Source organism: Adlercreutzia sp. DFI.6.23 (genome assembly GCF_024462535.1).
Lineage (GTDB): Bacteria > Actinomycetota > Coriobacteriia > Coriobacteriales > Eggerthellaceae > Adlercreutzia > Adlercreutzia rubneri.
This window is the reverse complement of record NZ_JANGBP010000014.1, coordinates 54,500-74,653: the sequence shown is the minus strand read 5'-3', so window position 1 is coordinate 74,653 and position 20,154 is coordinate 54,500. Positions and strand designations below refer to the sequence as shown.

Genomic DNA, 20,154 nt, shown 5'->3' with positions numbered 1-20,154 from the left:
GTCATCCACGGACATCTCGCCGGGCATCGAGAACCACAGATCCAGCGCATCCTGCTTGGCCCTCTTGTCGTACATTCGAACTCCCTTCCGGACACCTGGGTGTCCAACTTGGAGTCCGCACCCCCCCTGGATTGAAAAAAGCCGTCGAAATTAACGTAGAACAATATAATAATTGACTGTAGGAGCCTTCCAGACGCTGATAAGTGCAGATTTCCTACTAAATCGGCGCACTCGGCCTTCCGGGCGGGGAAAGCGCGGACGAGGACCGACGTAATCGCTTCTCGTCGCGATGGCCTACTCTTTCCGGCCTTCGCGGTAGCGGGCGAGGGCGGCGTCGAAGCTGCCGGCGGTGCGACGGTAGTAGATAGTGTAGCCGGCGGTGATGGCGGCCAGGGTGACCAGGTAGATGGCAACGAAGCTGACCCAGGCGCCGATGTTGTCCAGGGGGAACCAACCGCCGAGCGCGGCGCACAGGACGAGCGCCGGAAGGCCCGTCAGGCCGAACCCGGCGATGCGTGCGGGGTAGCTCAATCGCCCGATGACCGCCTCGGTAAACCAGAATGCCTGCAGGGCGCACAGGGCCAAGGCGGCGGCGAGCAGCGAGAGCGTGATGACGATGCCCTCGACGGGCCCGGCGAAGATGAGGCCGGCTGTGCACCAGAGGGCCATGGCGACGGTGAAGGTGATGCAGGCGCGGACAAAGGCGCTCTTGACGATGTTTCTCATGGCGAATCCTTTCTACAGCCCGATCTTCTGCTTGATGGCCGGGGCGTACTGGCGCGAGGCGATGACGGATTCGCCGTTATCGAGTACCAGCTCCAGCCGGGCGTTCAGGTAGGGGCGAAGCGCCCGCACGTGGTCGAAGTTCACGATGAGAGATTTCGAGGCCCGCACGAACTCGGTGCCGGCGAGGGCCTCTTCCAGCTCGTAGAGGCGCAGCGGGCTCTCCAGCACGCGGTCGCGGCCGTAGAGGAAGGTGCGGCCGTCGACGGTTTCCGCGTACAGCACTTCCGACGGTTCCACGATGAACGTGCCTGTGCCGTCGGTGCCGAGAAGCCGGCAATCCACTGCGTTCGCGGTCGCCATGATGGCCCGCACCCGCCGGTCGATGGCCGGGCAGCGGATGGTGACCTCCGCCTCTTCTAAGTCGGGCCGCTCTTCCACGGTCAGCTTCACGGGCGCTCCTTTCCGTCTCCTGTCCGTAGCGCTAGTGTGCCTCGACGAGGCAGCGACGGCAAGGGGGCGCCGCTTCACTTGCACGAGAAGAGCCCTGTGTTGCAGGGAGAGGGGAGCGAGTGGGGCGTGAATGCGAAAAGGGTCGTGAATGCGAAAGAACCGTGAATGCGAAAAGGCCGGCCTCGGCGTCGCCAGCGAATGGCGAGGCGCCGGGGCCGGCCCCAATCAGGCATTGGCGTTGCGCTCGGGGGCGCAACGGCGCGCTCTCAGTGGTCGTTCATGTTGAAGGCGTTCTTCATCGTGACCGTGCGTTGGTCGAGCACGGTGCCGAGCAGAGCGCGGGTCTGCGTTTGCACGCTATCGACGAGCGCCTGATTCGCGCGCTCGAGCTCGGCGATCACCGTCGGGTCGTCCATATCGTCCAGGTTCGCCTTGCCCTCGGCGGCGAGCTTCTCAAGCGCGGCGTCGGTCTCGTGCAGCGACTGGTAGCCCTGGGCCATGGTGTTCAGCCGATAGCCCTGGATGGCCTCGTAGCTCTCGAAGAATTGCGGATCGGAAAGACCGGCCACCAGGCGGTTGTTCCAGTAGAGGCTGTCGGTGGTCACTTCCGTGGGGGTGTCCAGGTAGGCGGGGAGCTCCTTCACGTTCGCGTACAGGGCCACGGCGGTGTTGAAGGGGCCCGACGCCGGGGCGAACCAGTGCACGCCGCGCAGCGCCTTGGGTGCGTTCGGGCGAATGCACAGGATGGAGCACTCGGAGGTGCGGTCGATGCCGACGTAGCGGTACTGGTGGCGCGTCTCTGGCGTGCCCTTGGTGCCGTAGGGATCGTACTCGGTGCCGTCGTAGGTGGTGGCGAGCAGGTCCTTCACATCCGACGCCGACAGCTTCTTGTCGGGGCGCATGGCCCAGGGGATGTCGAGACTCTCGGGGCCGAATTCGGGCGCGGGCCCGGCAAAGCGCGGGTCGGAGGGCGTCAGGCGGCTGCACAGGTACCACTTGCGCGGGGCGTTGTACAGCTGGTCGAGCCAGGTGTAGGTGGAAAACGCGATGCGGGCGTTGAAGTAGCGCGGCAGCCCTTCGACGGTCTCGCCGGCATCGTCCTCGTGGGCGGGCATGTCCATGAGCAGATCGTTCTCGCGGATCCACTGGGCCAGATCGGCGCTGCACATGTAGTCGTGCTGATCGCCCAGCGCGTCGGCCAAATCGAAGTGATCGATGCCTTGGCGGTTGGGCTGCACCACGTAGCAGTCGTCGGGCACGCGCCGTGCGATCCAATGGTGGCCGCCGATGTTCTCCCAGTACCAGACCTCGTCCGCGTCGCCGAAGGCCACGCCGTTGGTCTCGTAGGTGCCGTACTTCTCCACGAGCATGCCGAGGCGACGAACGCCCTCGCGGGCGCTTTTGATGTAGGGCAGCGTGATGGTGGGCAGGTTCTCCTCGCCGATGCCGCCGGGCACCTCGGGCTTGTAGTTGGCGTCGCCGGGCTTTCCCACAGCGGGCTGGTAGGTGACGAGCGGGTCGGCGCCGAGCACGCGGGCATTGGCCGAGATGGTCTCGGTGGCCGACATGGACACGTTCGCCGCGTTGATGCCGGTTTCGGCCCACACGCCGTTGGTCGGGTCGGCGTTGGGCGTGCAGGTGTAGCGCAGGGGGTTGTCGGGCAGCTCGATGGTCAGGTGGCTGGCTACTCCCGTGTAGGTGCGCGGCTGATCTTCCGGCATGACCACGATCATCTTTTTCGGATCGAACGAGAAGTCCTCGCCGTCCTCGTTGCGGGCGACGATGGTGGAGCCGTCGTTGGTGGCGCGGCGGCCCACGAGAAGCGTTGTGCAAGCCATGGTGTCTCCTTGGTTGAGGGATAGTTCCTGATCTCATGGTGGCCCTGCAAAACGCCCGCCCGCAGCTCGCGGGCAACTTGTTCGGAGACCGTTGCCAGATGGCTGCGACGCCGAAAGCCGGCTGGTCGTGCTGCTGGCTTTCGGGCGATGCGAGGTGCTAGATGCGCTCGGCGTCGGGAACGAAGGGAATGGGGTCGGGATGGCTCTCCTTGTCGTCCAGGTACTTCAGGCTGTGGGTGTTGAGGGCCCACACGGTGATGAGCATCCAGCAGCCGGCGAGGGCCAGGGCGGCCACGGACACCCCGGCGCCCTCCACGACGAGCGAGGTGGCGAAGACGGCCACGGGCGCGGCGGCCAGGGTGAGCGAATTCTGCGTGCCGAGGGCGCTTCCTCGATTTTCGGCGGGAATGCGGTCGAAGATGAAGAAGCCGAGCAGGGCCGAGATGGGGCCGGCCGAAAGACCCAGCATGAGCGCGCTCGCGATGAGCAGCGGGAGCGACGGCAGAAGGCCCAGCCCCAAGATTCCCAAGGCCATGCCGGTGAGCGACAGGATGTACCAGGTGCGGCGACGCAGCTTGTGGGCGAGCGCCGCGTAGCCGAGCGAGCTGGCGAGCATGCCGGCGGACATGGCCGACAGCACGTAGCCGAGCAGCTCGGGGCTGTTCGCGGCAGTGAAGTGCACCGGCAGGACGAGGCCTTGGAAGGAGCCCATGACCATGACCACGCCGAAACTGATGAGCATGGACGAGCGCAGAATTGTGAAGGGGCGGCGGCCGCCTTCTCCCTTTGCGCCCGCTCGGCCATGACGGCCTCGATGCCGCGTTCGATGCGCCCGTACACGTCCTGCTGGGCCTCGTTGTAGTCCGCGAAGGCGATCTCGTCCAGGAACTGCTCGCGGTCGGTTGGGGGCCGCAGCCAGTTGGCGGTGTCGAAGCAGGCGATGACGGGGGCGAGTGCCGCGAGGGAATCCTCGGCGAGGGCCGCCCGCTCCCGCTCGGGGGCATCGGGCGTAAGAGCGTCCAGCCTGCGACCGAGCTCTTCCATGGCTTCCACGAGGTTCTCGCTTGAAATGCGTTCCACCACGCGCTCGAGCTCGCCGAGCGCCTCGTCGTCGTACAGGTGCCCGGCGACGATGAGGGCGGTGCGGTCGGCGGCCCGCGCGTCGGCGAGGGTGTCCACGCCGGAGAGCATGCGCAGGATGCGGGCGAAGCGCACGGGCAGGTCGGGGTCGAGGTGCTCCGCGCGCAGCTCGGCGATGGTGCGCCGCTGCTCTTGCAGGTGCTCGATCTCCAAGGCCAGTTCGCGGTCGAGCTCGTCCAAGGCGCTCGCGGATGTCGCGTTCCCCTCGGCGTCCATCTCGTCCAGAACATCTCCGATGCGCGAGAGGGGAAAGCCCAGGCCGGCCAGGCGCTTGATGCGCAGCACGCGGGCCACGTCGGCGGGGGAGTAGTCGCGGTACCCGTTGGCCTGCCGCGGCGGCTCGGACAGAAGCCCCAGCTGGTGGTAGTGCCGCAGCGTGCGTACGGTCACGCCCGCCAATTTCGCCACTTCGTTGCTGCGCACCGATTTCCCCCTTGCGGTCGTTCACGTTTCATTAGACGCCTCCATTGTAATGGCTCTTCGGGCGCCTGTCCTTGGAAAGGAAAAGCGGCGCCCCGGAGAGAGGCGCCGCCAAGAGGGAGGGCTCGGAGGTTTTTTGCCGAGAAACGCGCGAGATGGCGAAGGGCGAGCTTACAGGTTGGCCACCTGGCGGCCGCAGAGCATGCCGAAGGTGACGCAGCGGCCCGCGTTCAGGCCGGCGGCCAGGTTCGGGTAGGTGCCGTTGTAGTAGTTGCCCGAGTCGTTGCCGATGACGTAGAGGCCCTCAATGGGGGCGTTGTTCTCGTCGAGCGCCTGGAACTTCGTGTTGATCTTGATGCCGTCCAGGGTGGCAAGCGCCATGCCCGACAACTTGCAGGCGTAGAAAGGCGCCGTGCGAATCTCCGACAGACGGAAGGGCTCCTTGCCGTACTGGGTGTCGTTCTGCGCATCGTAGAAGCCGTTGTACTGCTCCACGGTGGCCAGGAAGGTCTCCTTGTTGATGCCGAAGGCGTCGGCGATCTCCTCCAGGGTGTCGGCCTTCACGATCTTGCCCTCTTCCACCAAAGCATCGATGATGGCGGCCGTGCCCTCAACGCCCTCGGGATCCATCTGGTTGGTGCCCTCGCCCTTGATGAGGCCCGAGCAGCCGATGGTGTGGAAGCGCTGGATGTCGGTGGGCCAGTTGGAATCCCAGATGTCGAACCAGGCGCGCTGGCTGGACTTGCGCGCCAGGGCATGGATGAGGAAGTCGTAGGGCGACGACTCGTTGGTGATGCGCTCGCCCTCGATATCCACCTTCAGGAAGGGCTGGGTGGCCATATGGAAGTAGCCGAAGTCCATGTCGAAGGGGGCGCCGGGCAGCTGGTCGGGACGCATGATGCCGCGGTCGAACACCATGGAGGTGGGGTTCTCATCCTTCACCGCGCCGGCCCACAGGCACGCCTTGATGCCCTGGCCCTGGGCGTTGAAGTTGCCGAAGGGCACCACGCCGCACAGTCCCTTGGCGTTCTCGGCCTGCAGCGCCATGTACATGTCGGGGTTGTTCGCATAGCCGCCGGTGGCCACGATGACGCCCTTCGCGGCATTGATGCGCAGGAACGTGGCGCCCTCGTCGGTGGAGGCGTAGGCGCCCACCACCTTATCGCCCTCCTTGATGAGGCATTCGAGGCTCGTCAGGTAGCGCAGCTCGGCGTTGGGCTGCGCCAGGAAGTTGGCTTCCACCTGGGCGTAGGTGACGCCCTCGCCGCTGGCCTCGTCCTTGCCGGCCTTGCCGTTGTCCAGCATGGCGCCGTGGCCCGTGGGCCAGCACTTGTAGCGCGTCTCTTCGGCGGGCATGCTCCACTCCAGATCGATCTTGCACTGATCCACGCCGTCGGTCAGATCGCAGTACCAGTTCACGGCCTCGGCGGAATGCGCGGCCCACAGCTGGTACAAATCCATGCTGGCGTTGTTCAGGGAGTAGTGCACCAGATCGTTGCAGATCTCCTGCGGGTCGATGTTGACGCCGGCTTCCTGCTGCTTGCGCGAGCCCACGGCGCCGATGGCCGAGCCGCGCAGGCCCGTTCCCTTGTCGAACTTCTCGATGAGCAGGGTCTTGGCTCCCTCCATGGCGGCGAAGTTCGCAGCCACGAGGCCCGAGCAGCCGGCGCCGATGACGAGCACCTCGCAGTCGACGGTCTCGGCGCAGTCGGCGTCGGTGATGGCGGGCGCTTCTCCCAGCCAGGCGGGAACGTCGGAGGCGGGGGCGCTTTCGGCAGGCGCATTGCCCGCGGCGGCGCCTGCCGCCGGCTCGTCGCCGCCCGTTGCGGCCGTAGGCGTTCCCTGCGGCGCGCAGCCGGCCAGTCCCAGGGCCGCAGCGGCGCTCGCGGCGAGCGTGCCGGTGATGAAGTGACGGCGGCTGAACGATGTCTCGATGGTCATGATGGATCCCTTCCTTCTCTTCTTTGCTTTGCGCGGCGCATCCGATTCGGGGGCCGAGCGCAAGCCCAGTGTGCGCCTTTCCGGTGCCATCCGCCATCGTGCTACTCCGTGATTTTTCCGTTTCTCCTGGTCAAGACCATCCCCTCTTTCACGTGAGTTGTTATATCGGGCGCGGCAGGTACAATGAATCGAGAGAAACTCAAGGGGAGGAGAGCCGTGTTCGCATGGGTGCAATCGCTGGATTCGTTTTTTCGTCAGGCGCGGCTGCGCTACTTGGGTCTGGGCCTTCTCATCGCCTGGGTGTACGGGTCGTGGTTCTCGAACGGCATCTTCACGCCCGATAGCGCGCGCGGCGTCGATACGCTGCGCATCTCGCTCGCGGCGTCGGCGGTCGGGCTTCTCGTGCTCGCCTTTCGTCCCCGACGGCGAGCGCCTTTGGCCCCGGGATTTGTTTTGGCCGCATCGGCGGTGGTGTCCGCGACGACCTTGCTGTTCTTCGTGGCGCCCGACGGCCTTCCGCTGCTTTTCGCCAGCGCTGTGGGAGGGCTGGCCTCGGCAGTGCTCTGGATAGCATGGGGCGAGTTGTTCTGCCAGGTGGACCTTGAGGTCACCGAGGCGAGCATTCCCTCGTCGCTGGCGGTGTTCGTGGCGGCCGTGCTGCTTATCTACTTGATTCCGGCGCCGATTTCGGGCATCGTGGCGGCGCTGCTTCCTTTGGCATCGAGCCTCATGCTGTTGCTCTGCAAGAACGACCAACCGGAGGGCTTCGCCTTCCCTGAGCCCATCGAGCCGTTCTCGGGTGTGCTTCCCTCCCTCGTCAAATTGGCATTCTGCTCCATGGTGTGCAGCATCGCCACAGGGTGCGTGGTGACGAGCGCTTCCCCCGAGAGCTTGGTCGCGCTCGGCATGGACGACCGCGGCATCCTCTTCTATATCGCCGGCGGCGTGGTGGCGGGGCTCATCGCCGTGTTCGCCATTGCCCATACCAGCCGTATGAGCTTCTCGTTTCTGTACGAGTGGGCCATTCCGCTCATCGTGTTCTCGCTTTCGCTGCGGGCACTGGACGAACCGGTGTGCAATGTGCTCGCCTCGGTGCTCGCCTGCGCGGCGGCTCTGTACGTGGAGGTGCTGTTCTTCGCTATCTTCGCGCGCATCACGGCGAAGGGATTCTGTCTTCCCAGCGAGACGTTCGGCATCTTCCGTGCCATGGTTCAGCTGGGGTTTCTCGCGGGCGCGATGCTGGGGGTATCGGTATCGCCGCGCTTTGGCCTGCCGCTGTACTTGGCGCTCGTGTGCCTGTGCGTGGTGATGCTGCCGCTGTTTCTGCACCTGCAGAAACGCTTTGAATCGCCGGGGATGCTGGGGGTCGCCGGGGCTTTGGGCTCGGTTGCGGCGGAAATCGGCGCTGAGGCGCGGTCGGGGTCGGAGGTGCCGTCGAGAGAGGGGCTTGCCGGAAGTGTCTTGGCGCAAGAGGCTGGGAAGGGAGTCTACGCGGCGCCGATCGCCGAGCCCGTCGACTACGTGGCGGCCATGGCCGAGGCCTTCAAGCTCTCGCCGCGCGAGACCGAGGTGCTGCGCTATCTGGGCCGCGGCCGATCGGTGCCCTACATGCGCGAGGTCATGACCCTTTCCAAGAGCACCATCGAGACGCACATTAAGCACATATACGCCAAGACCGACGTGCATTCCAAGCAAGAGCTCATCGATCTCATCGAGTCCTATCAGGAGGGAACGGGGGAGGCGGCGCCCGTCTCGGCTTCATAGGCAAGTAAAGTGGCCGAAGCTTTATTTTCTGCGTTTCTTTACAGCGCTTGAGAAGCGGATCGTTTCGTCCTACCATTTAGCTAAACAGCAGAAGATCGAGCGCATGGATAAGCGGGCGGATAGCTTGGGCATGAAGCGCTCCGACTATTTGCGATGGCTCGTCGACAAAGATCTCGCCGCTGCCGATGTCGCCTAAGTTTTCGCGTGCGTGGAAGGGGAATGGGAATGGACGATAGCGAGCGCCTCGCGCGGTTCGAGGCGGTGCTGGCCGCTCTGCTGGCAGAGCAGGAGTCGGTGTGCGTGACTCTTGAGGGCTTGCGGGCCCAAGGCAAGACGCGCACGGCCACCTACCAGCAGCTGACGGCGCGCAAGCTGGCGCTGAAATCGATGCTGGGCGCCTTCGAGGAGCAGGGGCTTCTGTGAGTGCGGCGTTGGATGCACGGGGAAGAGCCGTCGCGGGCATAGATGCTGAGAGGGGGGCCGTCGAAGGCTTAGAGGAGAACGGTCTTGAGCTGTTTTCCCGTTCGGTGCACCGCTGGTTCGCCGATGCCTTCGGGGCGCCCACGACGGTGCAGGGCGAGGCGTGGAAGGCTATCGCTCGGGGCGAGAATGCGCTCGTGATAGCGCCGACGGGTTCGGGCAAGACGCTGGCGGCGTTTCTGTGGGCGATCGACGCGCTCATGGGCGAGAAGGCTCGGGTCGCTGAAGCGGGCGAGAAGTGGGTTCGTGGCGTGCGCGTGCTGTACGTGTCGCCCCTGAAGGCTCTCGGCGCCGATGTGGACCGCAACTTGCAGGGGCCGCTTTCGGCCATCTCCGAGCTGGCGGCCGTCGAGAGCGCGCGCCGTGGCGCGAAGGCCCCCGAAATCCGCACGGCCATGCGCACCGGCGACACCCCCGCCGACGAGCGTCGCAAGATCGCTCGTAATCCGCCTGATATTCTCATCACGACACCGGAGTCGCTGTACCTCATGCTCACGTCGGCGGCCCGAGAGGCGCTGCGCACAGTTGAGACGGTCATCGTGGACGAGGTGCACGCCCTGGCCGGCGACAAGCGAGGGGCGCATCTGTCGCTTTCGTTGGAGCGGCTGGACGATTTGCTGGAGGCTCCGGCCCAGCGCATCGGGCTGTCGGCCACGGTGCGCCCGCGCGACGAAGTAGCCCGGTTCCTCGGCGGTGCGCATCCGGTGACCGTGGTGGCCACCGAAGCGCCCCCGAGCCTCGACCTTTCGGTGCGCGTGCCCGTGCGCGACATGACGGCCGTCCCCGCCTTCGGGGGATTTGCCGGCGCCGGCGACGGCACGCGGCAGCGGGGCGCCGGTCCGCGCCGGGCGCCTATCGAGAACGCGTGGAAGTCTGACCGGGCGCTTCGGGCCGTCATGGCCGAGGGCGCCTCGCCCGCGCCGCATCCTGACAGCCGCCTGGGCAGCTCCTCTATCTGGCCTCATATCGAGGCGGCCATTCTCGACGAGGTGCTGGCCCATAAATCCACCATCGTCTTCGTGAACTCGCGCGGTCTGTGCGAGAAGTTGACGGCGCGGCTGAACGAGCTGTACGCGAAGCGCCTCGGCCTGGACGCGCCCCATTCCGAGGTGGCCGGCTTCTGGGCGGCCGCGGGCAGCGGGGATGCGACGGCTTTCGGCGATGATGCGGTGCGCGGCGTGCCCACGGGCTCCGATGCCATGCGCGGGGCGCCGGGAGCGAGCTTCCGCTCCGACATCGGCTCTACCACGGCGTTGGTGACCGAGCCCGCGGTGGTCATCGCGAAGGCCCATCACGGCTCGGTCTCCAAAGAGAAGCGGCTGCAGGTGGAACGGGAGCTGAAGGCAGGAGAGCTGCCCTGCGTGGTGGCCACTTCCAGCTTGGAATTGGGCATCGATATGGGTTCCATCGATTTGGTACTGCAGGTGGCCGCTCCTCCCTCGGTGGCCAGCGGGCTGCAGCGCGTGGGACGGGCGAACCACCAGGTGGGCGGCCGCTCCCAGGGCGTCATCTTCCCGCGCACCCGGGTGGAGGTCATCGATGCCGCCGTCATGGCCGAGGGTATGGAGGCCGGTGCCATCGAGAGCACGCGTCTCGTGCGCAACGCGCTGGACGTGCTGGCCCAGCAGACCGTGGCCACCGTGGCCATGGCGCCGGACGGCCTTCCAGCCGACGATTGGCTTGCCTGCGTGCGGCGGTCGGCCTGCTACGCCGATTTGGGCCGGCGCTCCTTCGAGGGAGTGCTCGACATGCTCGCCGGGCGTTACGGTTCGGGCGAGGTGGCTGAGTTCGCGCCGCGGATCCTGTGGGATCGCGAGACGGGGCTGCTCACGCCGCGTCCCGGTTCGCAGCGCCTGGCCGTAACGGCGGCGGGCACCATTCCCGACCGCGGCATGTTCTCGGTGGTGCTGCCGGAGGGCGACGCCCGGCAGGGCCGCCGACGTGTGGGCGAGCTGGACGAGGAGATGGTGATGGAGTCGCGGGTGGGCGACATCATCGCCCTGGGCACGAGCACCTGGCGCATCAAGGAGATCGGTGCCGACCGGGTTATCGTGGAAGCGGCGCCGGGACGCGCTGCGCGACTGCCTTTCTGGCACGGCGAGGCTATTGGTCGCCCCTACGAGACGGGCCGCGCCCGGGGGGCCCTTGTGCGCGCCCTCGACGGCGGTATTGCGCGCGCTGCCGAGCGGGATGAGGCCTTGGTCGAGCATGTGGAAGAGGGCGCCATGGCCCCGGCGCTGCGCGATCGCCTGACGGCCGATGGGCTTGACGAGGACGCCCGGCGCAACCTGGCGGCTCTCATAGAGGCCCAGCGCGCCTGTACCGGGGCGGTGCCCACAGATCGGCGGCTCGTGGTGGAGGCATGCCCCGATGAAACGGGCGACATGCGCGTCATTCTGCATTCTCCCTTCGGTCGCCGCGTGCACGAGCCCTGGGCGCTGGCCGTGGCCCATCGCGTTACCACTGCGCTGGGCTTCGACCCGCAGGCGGTGGCCTCTGACGACGGCATCGTGCTGCGCGTGCCCGCCGCCGAGGACGTCCTGCCAGGAAGCGATCTGTTCCGTTTCGATTCCGACGAGCTGGAATCCATCGTGCGCGAACGCGTGGGGTTCACGGCCCTGTTCGCCGCCCGTTTCCGCGAATGCGCGGCCCGGGCCTTGCTCATGTCGCCGACGGCCCCGGGCAAGCGGGCGCCTTTATGGCAGCAGCGTCTCAAGGGCGGACAGCTTTTGGAGGCGGCCCGGCGCGAGGAGGATTTCCCCATCGTTCTGGAGGCCTTGCGCGAGTGTCTGCAGGACGTGTTCGACCTGTCGGCCCTGCGCGAGGTGATGGACGGTCTTGCCTCGGGTTCCATCAAGATGAGCGAAGTTCGCACGGCCGCCCCGTCGCCGTTCGCGGCGCCGCTCGTGTTCGGGTATTTGGGCGAGCACCTCTACGAGGGCGATCTGCCCCATGCCGAGCGGCAGGCGTCGCTTCTGTCCGTGGATCCGACGCTTCTGGGCGAGCTTCTGGGCACCGGTGCTGTGGAAGATATGCTGGATACAGAGGTGGTGGCGCGCACCGTGGCCGAGCTGCAGCGGACGGCCGATGGTTGGAAGGCGCGGGGCGCGGAAGGCGTGGCCGATCTTCTGCGCGAGCTGGGGCCGCTTACGGTGGAGGAGATTGCCGCTCGAACCGAGGGCGGCGAAGTCGCCGTCCTTCTCGCGGACTTGGAAGCCGCCCATCGCGCTTTCTCCGCCGTCATCAGCGGCGAGAAGAGGTGGGCTGCCGCTGATGATGGCCCGCGTTTGAGCGCGGTGCTCGGCATTGTGGCTCCCCTCTGGGCCCAGCGAGAGGGAAAGCTGTCCCGCCCCCTGGACGGACTTGCGGCCCGCTTCGCGCGCACCCACGGGCCTTTCGACAGCGAAGAGGCCGCATGCACCCTGGGGGTCGGCGTGGCGCTTGCGGCCGAGTCGCTGGAACGGCTGGCCGCCGAGGGGCGTCTCGTGCGCTTGGGGCCCGACCGCTGGGTCGACGGCGCCGTGCTCGCCCGCTTGCGCAGCCGATCCCTCGCCCGGGCCCGCGAGGCGGTGCGCCCCGTTCCCGCCAACGCCTATGTGCGCTTCTTGCTGGATCGTCAGGACATCGCGCGCGCCGGTGAGCCGACGCTTGCGGGCATCGACGGGGTAGCCCAGGTCATCGCGCAGTTCGAGGGCGCGGCCCTTCCCATGGAACAGTGGGAGAGAGAGGTGCTGCCCGCGCGCGTGCCCGACTATCGGCCGGCCATGCTGGACGAGCTCATCGCCGCCGGCGAGGTGCTGTGGGCGGCCTCTACTGTGGGGGAGGCGCATCCCATCTCGTTCTTCCCGACGGACTCGCCCCTGGCGCCGCTGCCCGTTGACGCCCAGGCCGGGGTGGCGGAGGCCTCCGCGGCCGAGCCGGGGGAGTTGGAGGATCCTTCGCTGGACGCCATCGTGCGCCACGTGCTGGTCGCCCAAGGGCCGCTCACGTTCCGTGCTTTGACGGATGGCGCCGTGCAGCTCGCCGGGCCCGTGGCACGCACGGATCGCGAGGTGGCCGAGGCGCTGCAGCGGCTCGTGTGGAAGGGGGAGGCGACCAGCGACGGGCTGGGCTTTCCCCGCGCCGGAGGGCTGGCCGCGGCAGCATCGGCGTCCGCAGCCGGCGGCCAGACGCCGCCGCCCTCGCGGCGGCGGGCGAGCAGCCGGCGGGGTCGGTCGCTCCACAGCGAGGCCCGCAGGGCCGCCCGTGCGGCCGTGGTGGGCCGCCAGGTTGCGTCGACCGCCTTCGACGCCGCTCTCGCCGGGCGCTGGTCGGCCTTGGCGCCGAGTGGCCAGAGTTCCACGGTGCAAGCGGTGGCTCTGGTGGAGTCGCTGCTCGACCGCTACGGCGTCGTGACGCGCGACATCGCGCTGGCGGCGGGCGTGCCCGGCGGCCTTTCGATGCTGTACCCGGTGCTCAGGGCCATGGAGGAGGCGGGCGATCTCGCGCGCGGCATGTTCGTAGAGGGCATGGGGCCGGCCCAGTTCGCCCAGCGCGAGACGGTGGAGGCCCTGCGCGCCTTCGCCCAGCCTACGGACGCATCGGCGCCCGCCTCCCTCGTTGCGCTTCCTGCCGACGACCCCGCGTGCCTCTTCGGTGCCGGCATTCCCTGGCCCGATGTGGCATGGGACGCGGCGGGCGAGGCCCCTGCGGCCGATTCCGCCCTCGTGGCCGCGCGGCCGTCCCGCCGCGAGGGGGCGCTCGTGGTCGTTGCCGACGGGGCGCCGGTGCTGTGGGCCGCACCGCGCCTGAAATCGCTGCTGGCGTTTTCTGCCGACGAAAAACTGCTGGAGGCGGCCGTTGCCGCCCTGGTCGCCTCGGTGCGCGCCGCCCTCAAGCGCGAGGGCGCCCCTGCCGCGCGTCGCAAGATCGTCGTCGAGCACTTCAACGGCCGCGATGTTCTGGCCACTCCGGCCGCTTCGTGGCTTCAGGACGCCGGGCTCGTGCGCCTCCCCGACGGCTTCCGCCTCTATGCGAGCCCGTTCTAAAGCGACCTCGCCGAAAAAAAAAGAAGGGCCGCTGCGCCTCTCTCCGACGCGGCGGCCCTGCGATTCCGGCTGCGGTCCCCCTGATGATACGCAGCCGTTCCGAGTTAGCACGAGGTAAAGAAAGCGGGCGGCGGCCAGAAAGGAGAACCGCCGCCCCTCGAGTTCCCGGCGCGTTGCGCCGGGTTCCCGCATAGCCCTTGGTGAAGGCGGAGCGGCCTGGTCTCAATGGCCCCAGAAGACCAAGCTGTGGGAGTCCGCCTCCAAGAGGAACGACGTCTACTATAGGGGGCGCGGCCGTCGGGCGCCATCGCCGCTTATAGGTAAGGGCATCGCGCTTTTTAGGTATTGCGGAGCCGCAGCCTGAAAAGACTGCCGGCAGGCGCATTATCACAGGTCGGCCACGAGTTCCCGGATCGTCGGGCGTTATCCTGCGGCGATGCTAGAATCGGCGTTTGGAAGGGAGCGCACCTGTTCGGTGCGCTGTGTCGCACGATTACCCGGCGATGTGCGCGCATCTCGTCTGTGCGCTGGAGCGAAGAAAGGAGGCGGAAAGGCCATGGAAGGTTTTGCGTTGCGCGATGCGGGCGACGAGGCGCGCGCCCCGCTCGCCCTGCGCCCGGTGCACCTCGCCCTCGTCGCTTTCGTGGTCACGCTGCCCGCCTATGCGCCGACCATGGGGGCTTTTGCCGAGGCCCCTCAGTTCGAGGCGGTCGCCGACGTGTTTCTGTTCGTGCTGTTTCTCGCCGCCGTTACCTCGTCTGCCGTGGTGCTCCTGCGCGGTTTGCAGCGCCCGCGCAAAGTGTTCTCGCGCGCCCGGGTCACCACCATTGCAGCGGTGGCCTATCTGCTCGGCACGATGGGCGTCCTGGGGCTTCTGTTCGCCCCTGCGCCGCTGTCGGCGGCGGCCGTGGGCGCGGGGCTTTTGGCAGGGGCGGCGCTGCCCCTGCTGGTGGCCGAATGGGCCCGCGCCGTGGCCGTCCCCATCGATCAGGCCCTCGTCCTGTGCGCTTTCGTCGTGCTGACGGCATCCTTCGTCGGCTGGATTCTCGCGCTGCTGCCGCTTTTGGCGCTCGTTCCCGTGTTCTGCCTGCTGCTCGTGGCGGGAGTCGTCGTGCCGCCGGTGGCCGCCCGCGTGGGCGACCCGGCGCTTCCCCTCGCCCGCCCCGCCGACACGATGCGCCGCCTCGTGTCGGTGACCTGGCTGCCTCTTTTGGGGTTCGCCGTGTACGCGTTCATGACCGATGTGATGGCCCATAGCGCCTTCGGGGTCGTGCAGGCGTCGTTTCTCGGTGGAGCCGTTGCGGCGCTCGTGATGTTCGGCGTCTGCTTTTTGTGGGGGCGTACGCCCCTGCTGCCCTGGTCCTACCGCATCCTCGTGCCCCTTATGGCGGCGGCGTTTGTGGTATTGGGCGCGTTTCCCGCGGGCACGTTCCCGCGGGACGCCTCGGTGGTGGCCCTCTACGTGTTCTACATCGTCCTCGCCCTGCTGGGGTGCGCGGTGCTGCTCGCCGTGGTGCGCAATCGCGAGTTGCCGGCAAACGTGGCGTCGGGCTTCGCCTGCGGCGTGGCTGCGGCTGCGGCGCTTTTGGGACAGATTCTCTCCCAAGTGCTCGCGGTGACCGACGACTTCGCCCCGTGGCTTGCGGTGCTCACTGGCGCGTTTGTGGCGGTGCTCCTGGTGTTTCTCGGCCGCACGTCGTGGAACGAGCTGGTGGCGCCTCGCGAGTCGGCTGCCGCGGAGGAGTCGGTTCTGGCCGCAGGATCGGGTGCCGGCGACGCCGCTGGCGGGGGTACCGCCGGCGCGGCTCGCGGAGAAGAGCCCGAGGGCGCAGGCGCTCCCGATGGCTTTGAGCCCTCCGGCCGCGCCGATGCGCCCGGCGATGCCTTCGAACTGGCCGAGCCGAGCATGCAAAGCACTCTGGAGGCCCGCTGCGCCGAGGTGGCGGCGGCCCGGGGCCTCTCTCCCCGCGAGGCCGAGGTGCTCGTGTTTCTGGCCCGCGGCTTCGCGCCGGCCTACATCGCGAAGTCCCTCGTCCTCTCCATCTCGACGGTGCGCACCCACGTCCGCAACATCTACCGCAAGCTCGACGTCAACAAGCGCGAGGAGCTCATCCACCTCATCGACGAGAGGTAGGGCTTCGCCCCTCGTGCGGTGGTCGTTGCTTTGCGTCATTGGCATGCCTTCGGAAAGCCTCGAGAGTCTCATCGTGTACAATGCTCCTTATGGTTGATACGGGGATTAAAGAGAACGTGCTGGAATCCATCCGCGCCGTCGCGCGCCGGTGTGGTGTGTCTCGCGTCGTGCTGTTCGGCTCGCGTGCGCGGGGAGAGCACCGATCCAAGAGCGACATCGATCTGGCGGTGTTCGGCGGCGATCAGGTGCGCTTCACCCTGGATGTCGAAGAGGAGGCGCCGACCCTGCTCTCCTTCGATTTCGTGAACATGGATGGCCCGGTTTCCCAGGAACTGAAGGAGCGCGTGGCGCGGGAAGGCGTGGTGCTCTATGAAGAAGTACGATAACTACGCGGCGCAGCTGGCGGTGCTCGAGCGCGCGAAGGACGAGGATCTCTCCAACGAGTTCGTCATGAGCGGCGTCACGAACAAGTTCGCGCTCCAGTTCGAGTTGGCGTGGAAGCTGCTGAAGGAGACGCTGGCCTACGAGGGCGTTGCCGCTGCGGCATCGGGCTCGCCCCGCGAGATTCTCAAGGCCGCTTTTGCCACCTACGATTTCATCGACGGCGATCTGTGGCTCGAAATGCTGAAGACCCGCAACGACCTCTCGCATATCTACGATGGGGACACCGCCCGCGCCATGGTCGACCGCATCGTCGAGGCGTATATTCCGGAGTTCAGGGCTCTGAAAGCCGGTTTGGACGAACTCTATGAGGGAGTGCTTTTCGGGGTGCAGGACGAGTAGCGCGCTCCTGTGCGCCGAGCTTATTTAGCTCAAGTTGCAAAATGCGGCATTTCACAAAGCCCATTTTTAACAAAATGCAGCAATTCAAAATGTCGATAATCAACAAAATTCGCAATTGAGGCGAGCGGCCAAGTGGTGGAGCTGCTCTATCAAGCCCCTTCAACAATGTCCTCGTATTTGGCGTAGAGGTCGGGGAAGGTGCGGCGCAGGCTCACGGGCTTGAAGGTGTCGCGCTCGACGACGCACACGGTGACGAGCGCATCCACGAGCGGCGTCGCGCCCTCGCGCAGCTGGGGCTCGCGACGGCCGAGTGCCGCCGCGCCTTCTGCGTTCGGATCGCCGGCGATCCCGTCGGCCGCCTCGCCTTCCAGAACATCCTCCGCACGGTAGACCTGCTGGCGGTAGACCGTGCGCATCGGCAGGTTCTTCGCGATCGACGTGCGCACGACGCCCGCCTCGCCGTAGCGCAGCGGCGCCTTGTAGTGGATCTCGATGTCGTGGATGGGGCTCATGTAGCCGGCTCCCTCGATGCGCTCCGCATAGGAGAAGTCCAGCGCGTCCAGGAAGTCGATGCGGGCGTCCTCGAAGTACAGCAGGTAGTTCGCGTGGTAGACCACCCCCATCATGTCCGTCTCGCCGTACCGTACCTTGATGGGGGTGTGCACATGCATCTCTTCGCTCGCTTTCGCCGTCTCGCTCGGGTTCCGTCGATCATTATAGTGAAGGCGGCGCGGCAGGGCGTCATTTTGTGCAAAATGGCATGGTTCTCGTAGTTTTAGCTGTGGCGTTATGAGAGGCAGAAAATTGCGACCTGGGAAGATGCCCATGACGAGACAGCTGTCGAAGTCAACGGACTACGAGAAGTAGGCTGTTTTGCACATTTTAAGCTCCTGTCGAATTAGTCCAAGTGGAACAGCACGGGCAGGTCGACGGAGACAGGCGAGTTGTCCTCGTTGGTCTCCATGATGTCGGCCATGAAGTCCCACCACTTCCGGTTGATGGCGGTGTCGGCGCCGGCGGCCCACCGCTCGGGATCGTCGATCTCGATGTAGCCGAACAGCGTCAGCGTGTCGGGATCCAGCGCGATGGTGTAGTTGCGGCCGCCGTGCTCGTGGATCATGTCGATCATCTCGGGCCACAGCTCGTTGTGCCGCCGCTCGTACTCCTCTTCCATGCCGGGATACAGCTTCATCTTGAACGTCTTGATCATCGTTTGCTCCTTGGGCGAAGGTAGGTGGACCCGCGTGCTGCGGGCACTTTCTGGTGGCTATGCTAGCGCGTTGCTCCGGGAAAACCGAGGATGCGCTTATCTTGCGATGAAACTGACAAAGTGCAGATCGTGCGCATGGGGGCGATTGCGTGGAGTCGGAAAGCCGGCTCAGAGCGCTTCCGTGTCGTGGCTGGCCTGGAAGAAGACCACCACGCCGATGATGCGCACTCGGCGCTTGTCTAGGATGAGGTCGGGCGAGGGTGCATCGTAGGACCATGAGGAAAGCACGACGGTGTTGTTGCCCGCCGTGTAACGGCGCACGACGATAGTGGCGTTGTCCACCAGAGCCACGACGGTGCACCCGTTGTAGGGCCGGGCCCGCTGGTCGACGAGTAGGAGACTGCCGACGGGATAGAGGCGCGTCATCTCTCGATAGTCCATGCGCACGAAGATGCTGGCCACGTGACGGGCCGCCACGTCGGACGGCGCGCAGGCGTAGCCGGTATGGCGCAGCGTCGTGCCGTTGCCCGAGCGATCCGTCTTGTACACGGGAAGGATCGCATCTCCCGCCCCCTCAGCGGCACCCGTGCCGTCGTTTCGCGTCTCCGGGCCCGGCCAGTTGTCTGCGGTCGGGGCGCTCGGCGCCGTGCCCAGCCCGCGCTCCTCGCTCATGATGTCGTCAGCGCAGACGGCGAAGTCGGCGATCATCTTGTCCAGATGGGTGCGCCGGGGGAAGGTGCGGCCGCTTTCCCAACGGCCCACCGTTTCCTTGGTGACGCCGAGCCTGCCTGCGAAGGCGGTCTGCGACAGTCCCTCCCGCTCGCGCAGGCGCCGTATGTTCTCGCCGATGCTCACAACGCTAGAGATCCTCGCGCACGAGGGGCAAACACAGGCTGTTGGGACCGCCGAACCCGACCGTCATCTCCTGGATAGATACTGGGTGCACGGTCATGCCCGCATCGACGAGCGCCTCGTTGGCGGCGAGATTCTCCGCGCACACGCAGAGGTTGCCGGGCGCAAGGGGCAGGATGCCCGCTGCTCCGTTGCCGTACTCGAAGGCCATAGGGCCGCCGCCGTCGCCGAAGTCGATGAGCCGCACCGGGCCGCCTCCCGTGGCCGCCTCCAGGATACGAGCGAGGCCCTCGCTACAGGGCTCGATGCGCACGCCGCCCCGCCGCCGGGCCCGCCGCAGGCGGTAGACGCGGGGCTCGCGGGCCAGGAGGGGATCCACCACAAAGGTGTCCCCGTCGATGGGAGAGAGGTAGGCGTCCAGATGCAGGCGGTTGCCGCTCTGGGGCACTTCGATCACGTACACATCGGTGACAGACGACCCGTCGCCCCACAGCAGCCCCTGACTCAGACGGTCGATGGCCAGGCTCTCCGTGCGACTCGAGAGCCCGATGGCCACGGCGTGCCCGCTCAAGTTGACGATATCTCCGCCTTCCAGGTGGAAAGAGCTGTCGTGGCCGAACCATTGGGGCGTGTCCGCGAAGCACGGGTGATGCTCCGCGACGGTCTGGAGCAGGTCTACCTCGCGGTTGCGGTCGTGCCAGTACATATGGTTGAGACTGATGCCGCCGCCGATCACGCTTAAGGGATCGCGCGTGAAAAACGCCGTGTTCAGCGGGCTCGAGAGGAAGGTATCGGGATCGAAAGCGCTGTCGGTGAGGGCGGCTAGCGGAAAGCGGTCGGAGGCGTCGAGGTCGGTGTCGCCGTAGCGTATGCCGTTGAAGAGGCGGGTGACGAACTGCTCGGCGTCGGCGGCCTCGGACATGTACCGGGTCGCCGCCTCGGTCAGCTCGGAGCCCTCGATGCGGCAGTTGGCCAGGAAGCGCTCGAGCAGCTCGTCTTTGGCCTCAGGCGCGAAGGCGAGGGTCTCCCCGACCAGCTCAGTCAGCTCGACAACCTCGGCGCCCTCGGCGCGAAGGATCGCCGTGAGGGCATCGTGCTCGTCCTGGGCCCGTGCCAGATCGAAGTCGCTGCTCGTGGGCCGCAAGGGGAAGGCCAGAGCAAATTCCCCGTGAGGGAAGCGCCGCGTCTCTGGGCCCGGCCGGTGGACGAGCACTCGCTTGAGGCGGCCCACTTCGTTGTTCACTCGCACGGTATCCATGGCTGTTTCGCTCCGTTTCTTCTCTCGTTGTCCTTCCAAAGCATAGGGAATTTTCGAGCCTGAGAAAAGGCACTGAGGAAAGAAGGTGACTTTTAACGTCACCTTCTACCGCTCAGGCGACGGGAAAGGTC

15 protein-coding genes and 1 pseudogene are annotated in these 20,154 nt (G+C 66.6%); 6 read left to right on the top strand and 10 right to left on the bottom strand.

Annotated features, from left to right (window positions below; all coding sequences use genetic code 11):
* Positions 1 to 294: 294 nt before the first annotated feature.
* From NE591_RS11690 to NE591_RS11665, 6 genes and pseudogenes are all read right to left on the bottom strand, one after another.
* The gene (locus tag NE591_RS11690; protein ID WP_114549142.1) at positions 295 to 726 is read right to left on the bottom strand and encodes a hypothetical protein; all 432 of its coding nucleotides are present in this window, start codon (positions 724 to 726) and stop codon (positions 295 to 297) included.
* Between the two features lie 12 nt (positions 727 to 738).
* A complete protein-coding gene (locus NE591_RS11685) occupies positions 739 to 1,176 on the bottom strand; it encodes a LytTR family DNA-binding domain-containing protein (RefSeq protein WP_114539250.1) in 438 nt (145 codons plus the stop codon).
* 266 nt (positions 1,177 to 1,442) lie between these two features.
* On the bottom strand, positions 1,443 to 3,014 hold the full coding sequence (locus NE591_RS11680) for a C69 family dipeptidase (protein ID WP_256156714.1): 1,572 nt from the start codon (positions 3,012 to 3,014) through the stop codon (positions 1,443 to 1,445).
* 157 nt (positions 3,015 to 3,171) lie between these two features.
* The gene (locus NE591_RS11675; RefSeq protein WP_223900357.1) at positions 3,172 to 3,756 is read right to left on the bottom strand and encodes an MFS transporter; all 585 of its coding nucleotides are present in this window, start codon (positions 3,754 to 3,756) and stop codon (positions 3,172 to 3,174) included.
* A 626-nt stretch (positions 3,757 to 4,382) separates the two neighbouring features.
* A pseudogene (locus NE591_RS11670) lies at positions 4,383 to 4,562 on the bottom strand (MerR family transcriptional regulator); the annotation flags it as partial.
* A 183-nt stretch (positions 4,563 to 4,745) separates the two neighbouring features.
* The gene (locus NE591_RS11665) at positions 4,746 to 6,515 is read right to left on the bottom strand and encodes an FAD-binding protein (RefSeq protein WP_223900358.1); all 1,770 of its coding nucleotides are present in this window, start codon (positions 6,513 to 6,515) and stop codon (positions 4,746 to 4,748) included.
* Positions 6,516 to 6,731: 216 nt separating this feature from the next.
* Between NE591_RS11665 and NE591_RS16330 the strand changes: the two genes are divergently transcribed.
* From NE591_RS16330 to NE591_RS11635, 6 genes are all read left to right on the top strand, one after another.
* Entirely contained in the window at positions 6,732 to 8,279 is a 1,548-nt protein-coding gene (locus NE591_RS16330; protein ID WP_223900359.1) for a helix-turn-helix transcriptional regulator, read from the top strand.
* A 225-nt stretch (positions 8,280 to 8,504) separates the two neighbouring features.
* The gene (locus tag NE591_RS11655; protein ID WP_223900360.1) at positions 8,505 to 8,702 is read left to right on the top strand and encodes a hypothetical protein; all 198 of its coding nucleotides are present in this window, start codon (positions 8,505 to 8,507) and stop codon (positions 8,700 to 8,702) included.
* Positions 8,699 to 13,786, top strand: a complete 5,088-nt coding sequence (locus NE591_RS11650) for a DEAD/DEAH box helicase (RefSeq protein ID WP_256156713.1) — start codon at positions 8,699 to 8,701, stop codon at positions 13,784 to 13,786. Before NE591_RS11655 ends, NE591_RS11650 begins: the two co-directional genes overlap by 4 nt.
* Positions 13,787 to 14,342: 556 nt before the next feature.
* The gene (locus tag NE591_RS11645) at positions 14,343 to 15,920 is read left to right on the top strand and encodes a helix-turn-helix transcriptional regulator (protein WP_256156712.1); all 1,578 of its coding nucleotides are present in this window, start codon (positions 14,343 to 14,345) and stop codon (positions 15,918 to 15,920) included.
* Positions 15,921 to 16,036: 116 nt separating this feature from the next.
* Complete coding sequence (locus tag NE591_RS11640; RefSeq protein WP_256156711.1) at positions 16,037 to 16,306, top strand: nucleotidyltransferase domain-containing protein; 270 nt, start codon at positions 16,037 to 16,039, stop codon at positions 16,304 to 16,306.
* Positions 16,290 to 16,703, top strand: a complete 414-nt coding sequence (locus tag NE591_RS11635) for an HI0074 family nucleotidyltransferase substrate-binding subunit (protein ID WP_256156710.1) — start codon at positions 16,290 to 16,292, stop codon at positions 16,701 to 16,703. The genes NE591_RS11640 and NE591_RS11635 overlap by 17 nt, the downstream gene beginning before the upstream one ends.
* Positions 16,704 to 16,852: 149 nt before the next feature.
* On the opposite strand, the gene NE591_RS11630 is transcribed toward NE591_RS11635, so the two are convergent.
* From NE591_RS11630 to NE591_RS11615, 4 genes are all read right to left on the bottom strand, one after another.
* Complete coding sequence (locus NE591_RS11630) at positions 16,853 to 17,374, bottom strand: thioesterase family protein (protein ID WP_256156709.1); 522 nt, start codon at positions 17,372 to 17,374, stop codon at positions 16,853 to 16,855.
* A gap of 227 nt (positions 17,375 to 17,601) precedes the next feature.
* Positions 17,602 to 17,913, bottom strand: coding sequence for an L-rhamnose mutarotase (gene rhaM, locus NE591_RS11625; RefSeq protein ID WP_256156708.1), 312 nt, complete (start codon positions 17,911 to 17,913; stop codon positions 17,602 to 17,604).
* A gap of 168 nt (positions 17,914 to 18,081) precedes the next feature.
* Positions 18,082 to 18,768 (bottom strand): LexA family transcriptional regulator, encoded by a 687-nt coding sequence (locus NE591_RS11620; RefSeq protein ID WP_202427870.1) that lies wholly within the window; start codon positions 18,766 to 18,768, stop codon positions 18,082 to 18,084.
* 4 nt (positions 18,769 to 18,772) lie between these two features.
* On the bottom strand, positions 18,773 to 20,023 hold the full coding sequence (locus tag NE591_RS11615) for an arginine deiminase family protein (RefSeq protein ID WP_256156707.1): 1,251 nt from the start codon (positions 20,021 to 20,023) through the stop codon (positions 18,773 to 18,775).
* Positions 20,024 to 20,154: the final 131 nt, after the last annotated feature.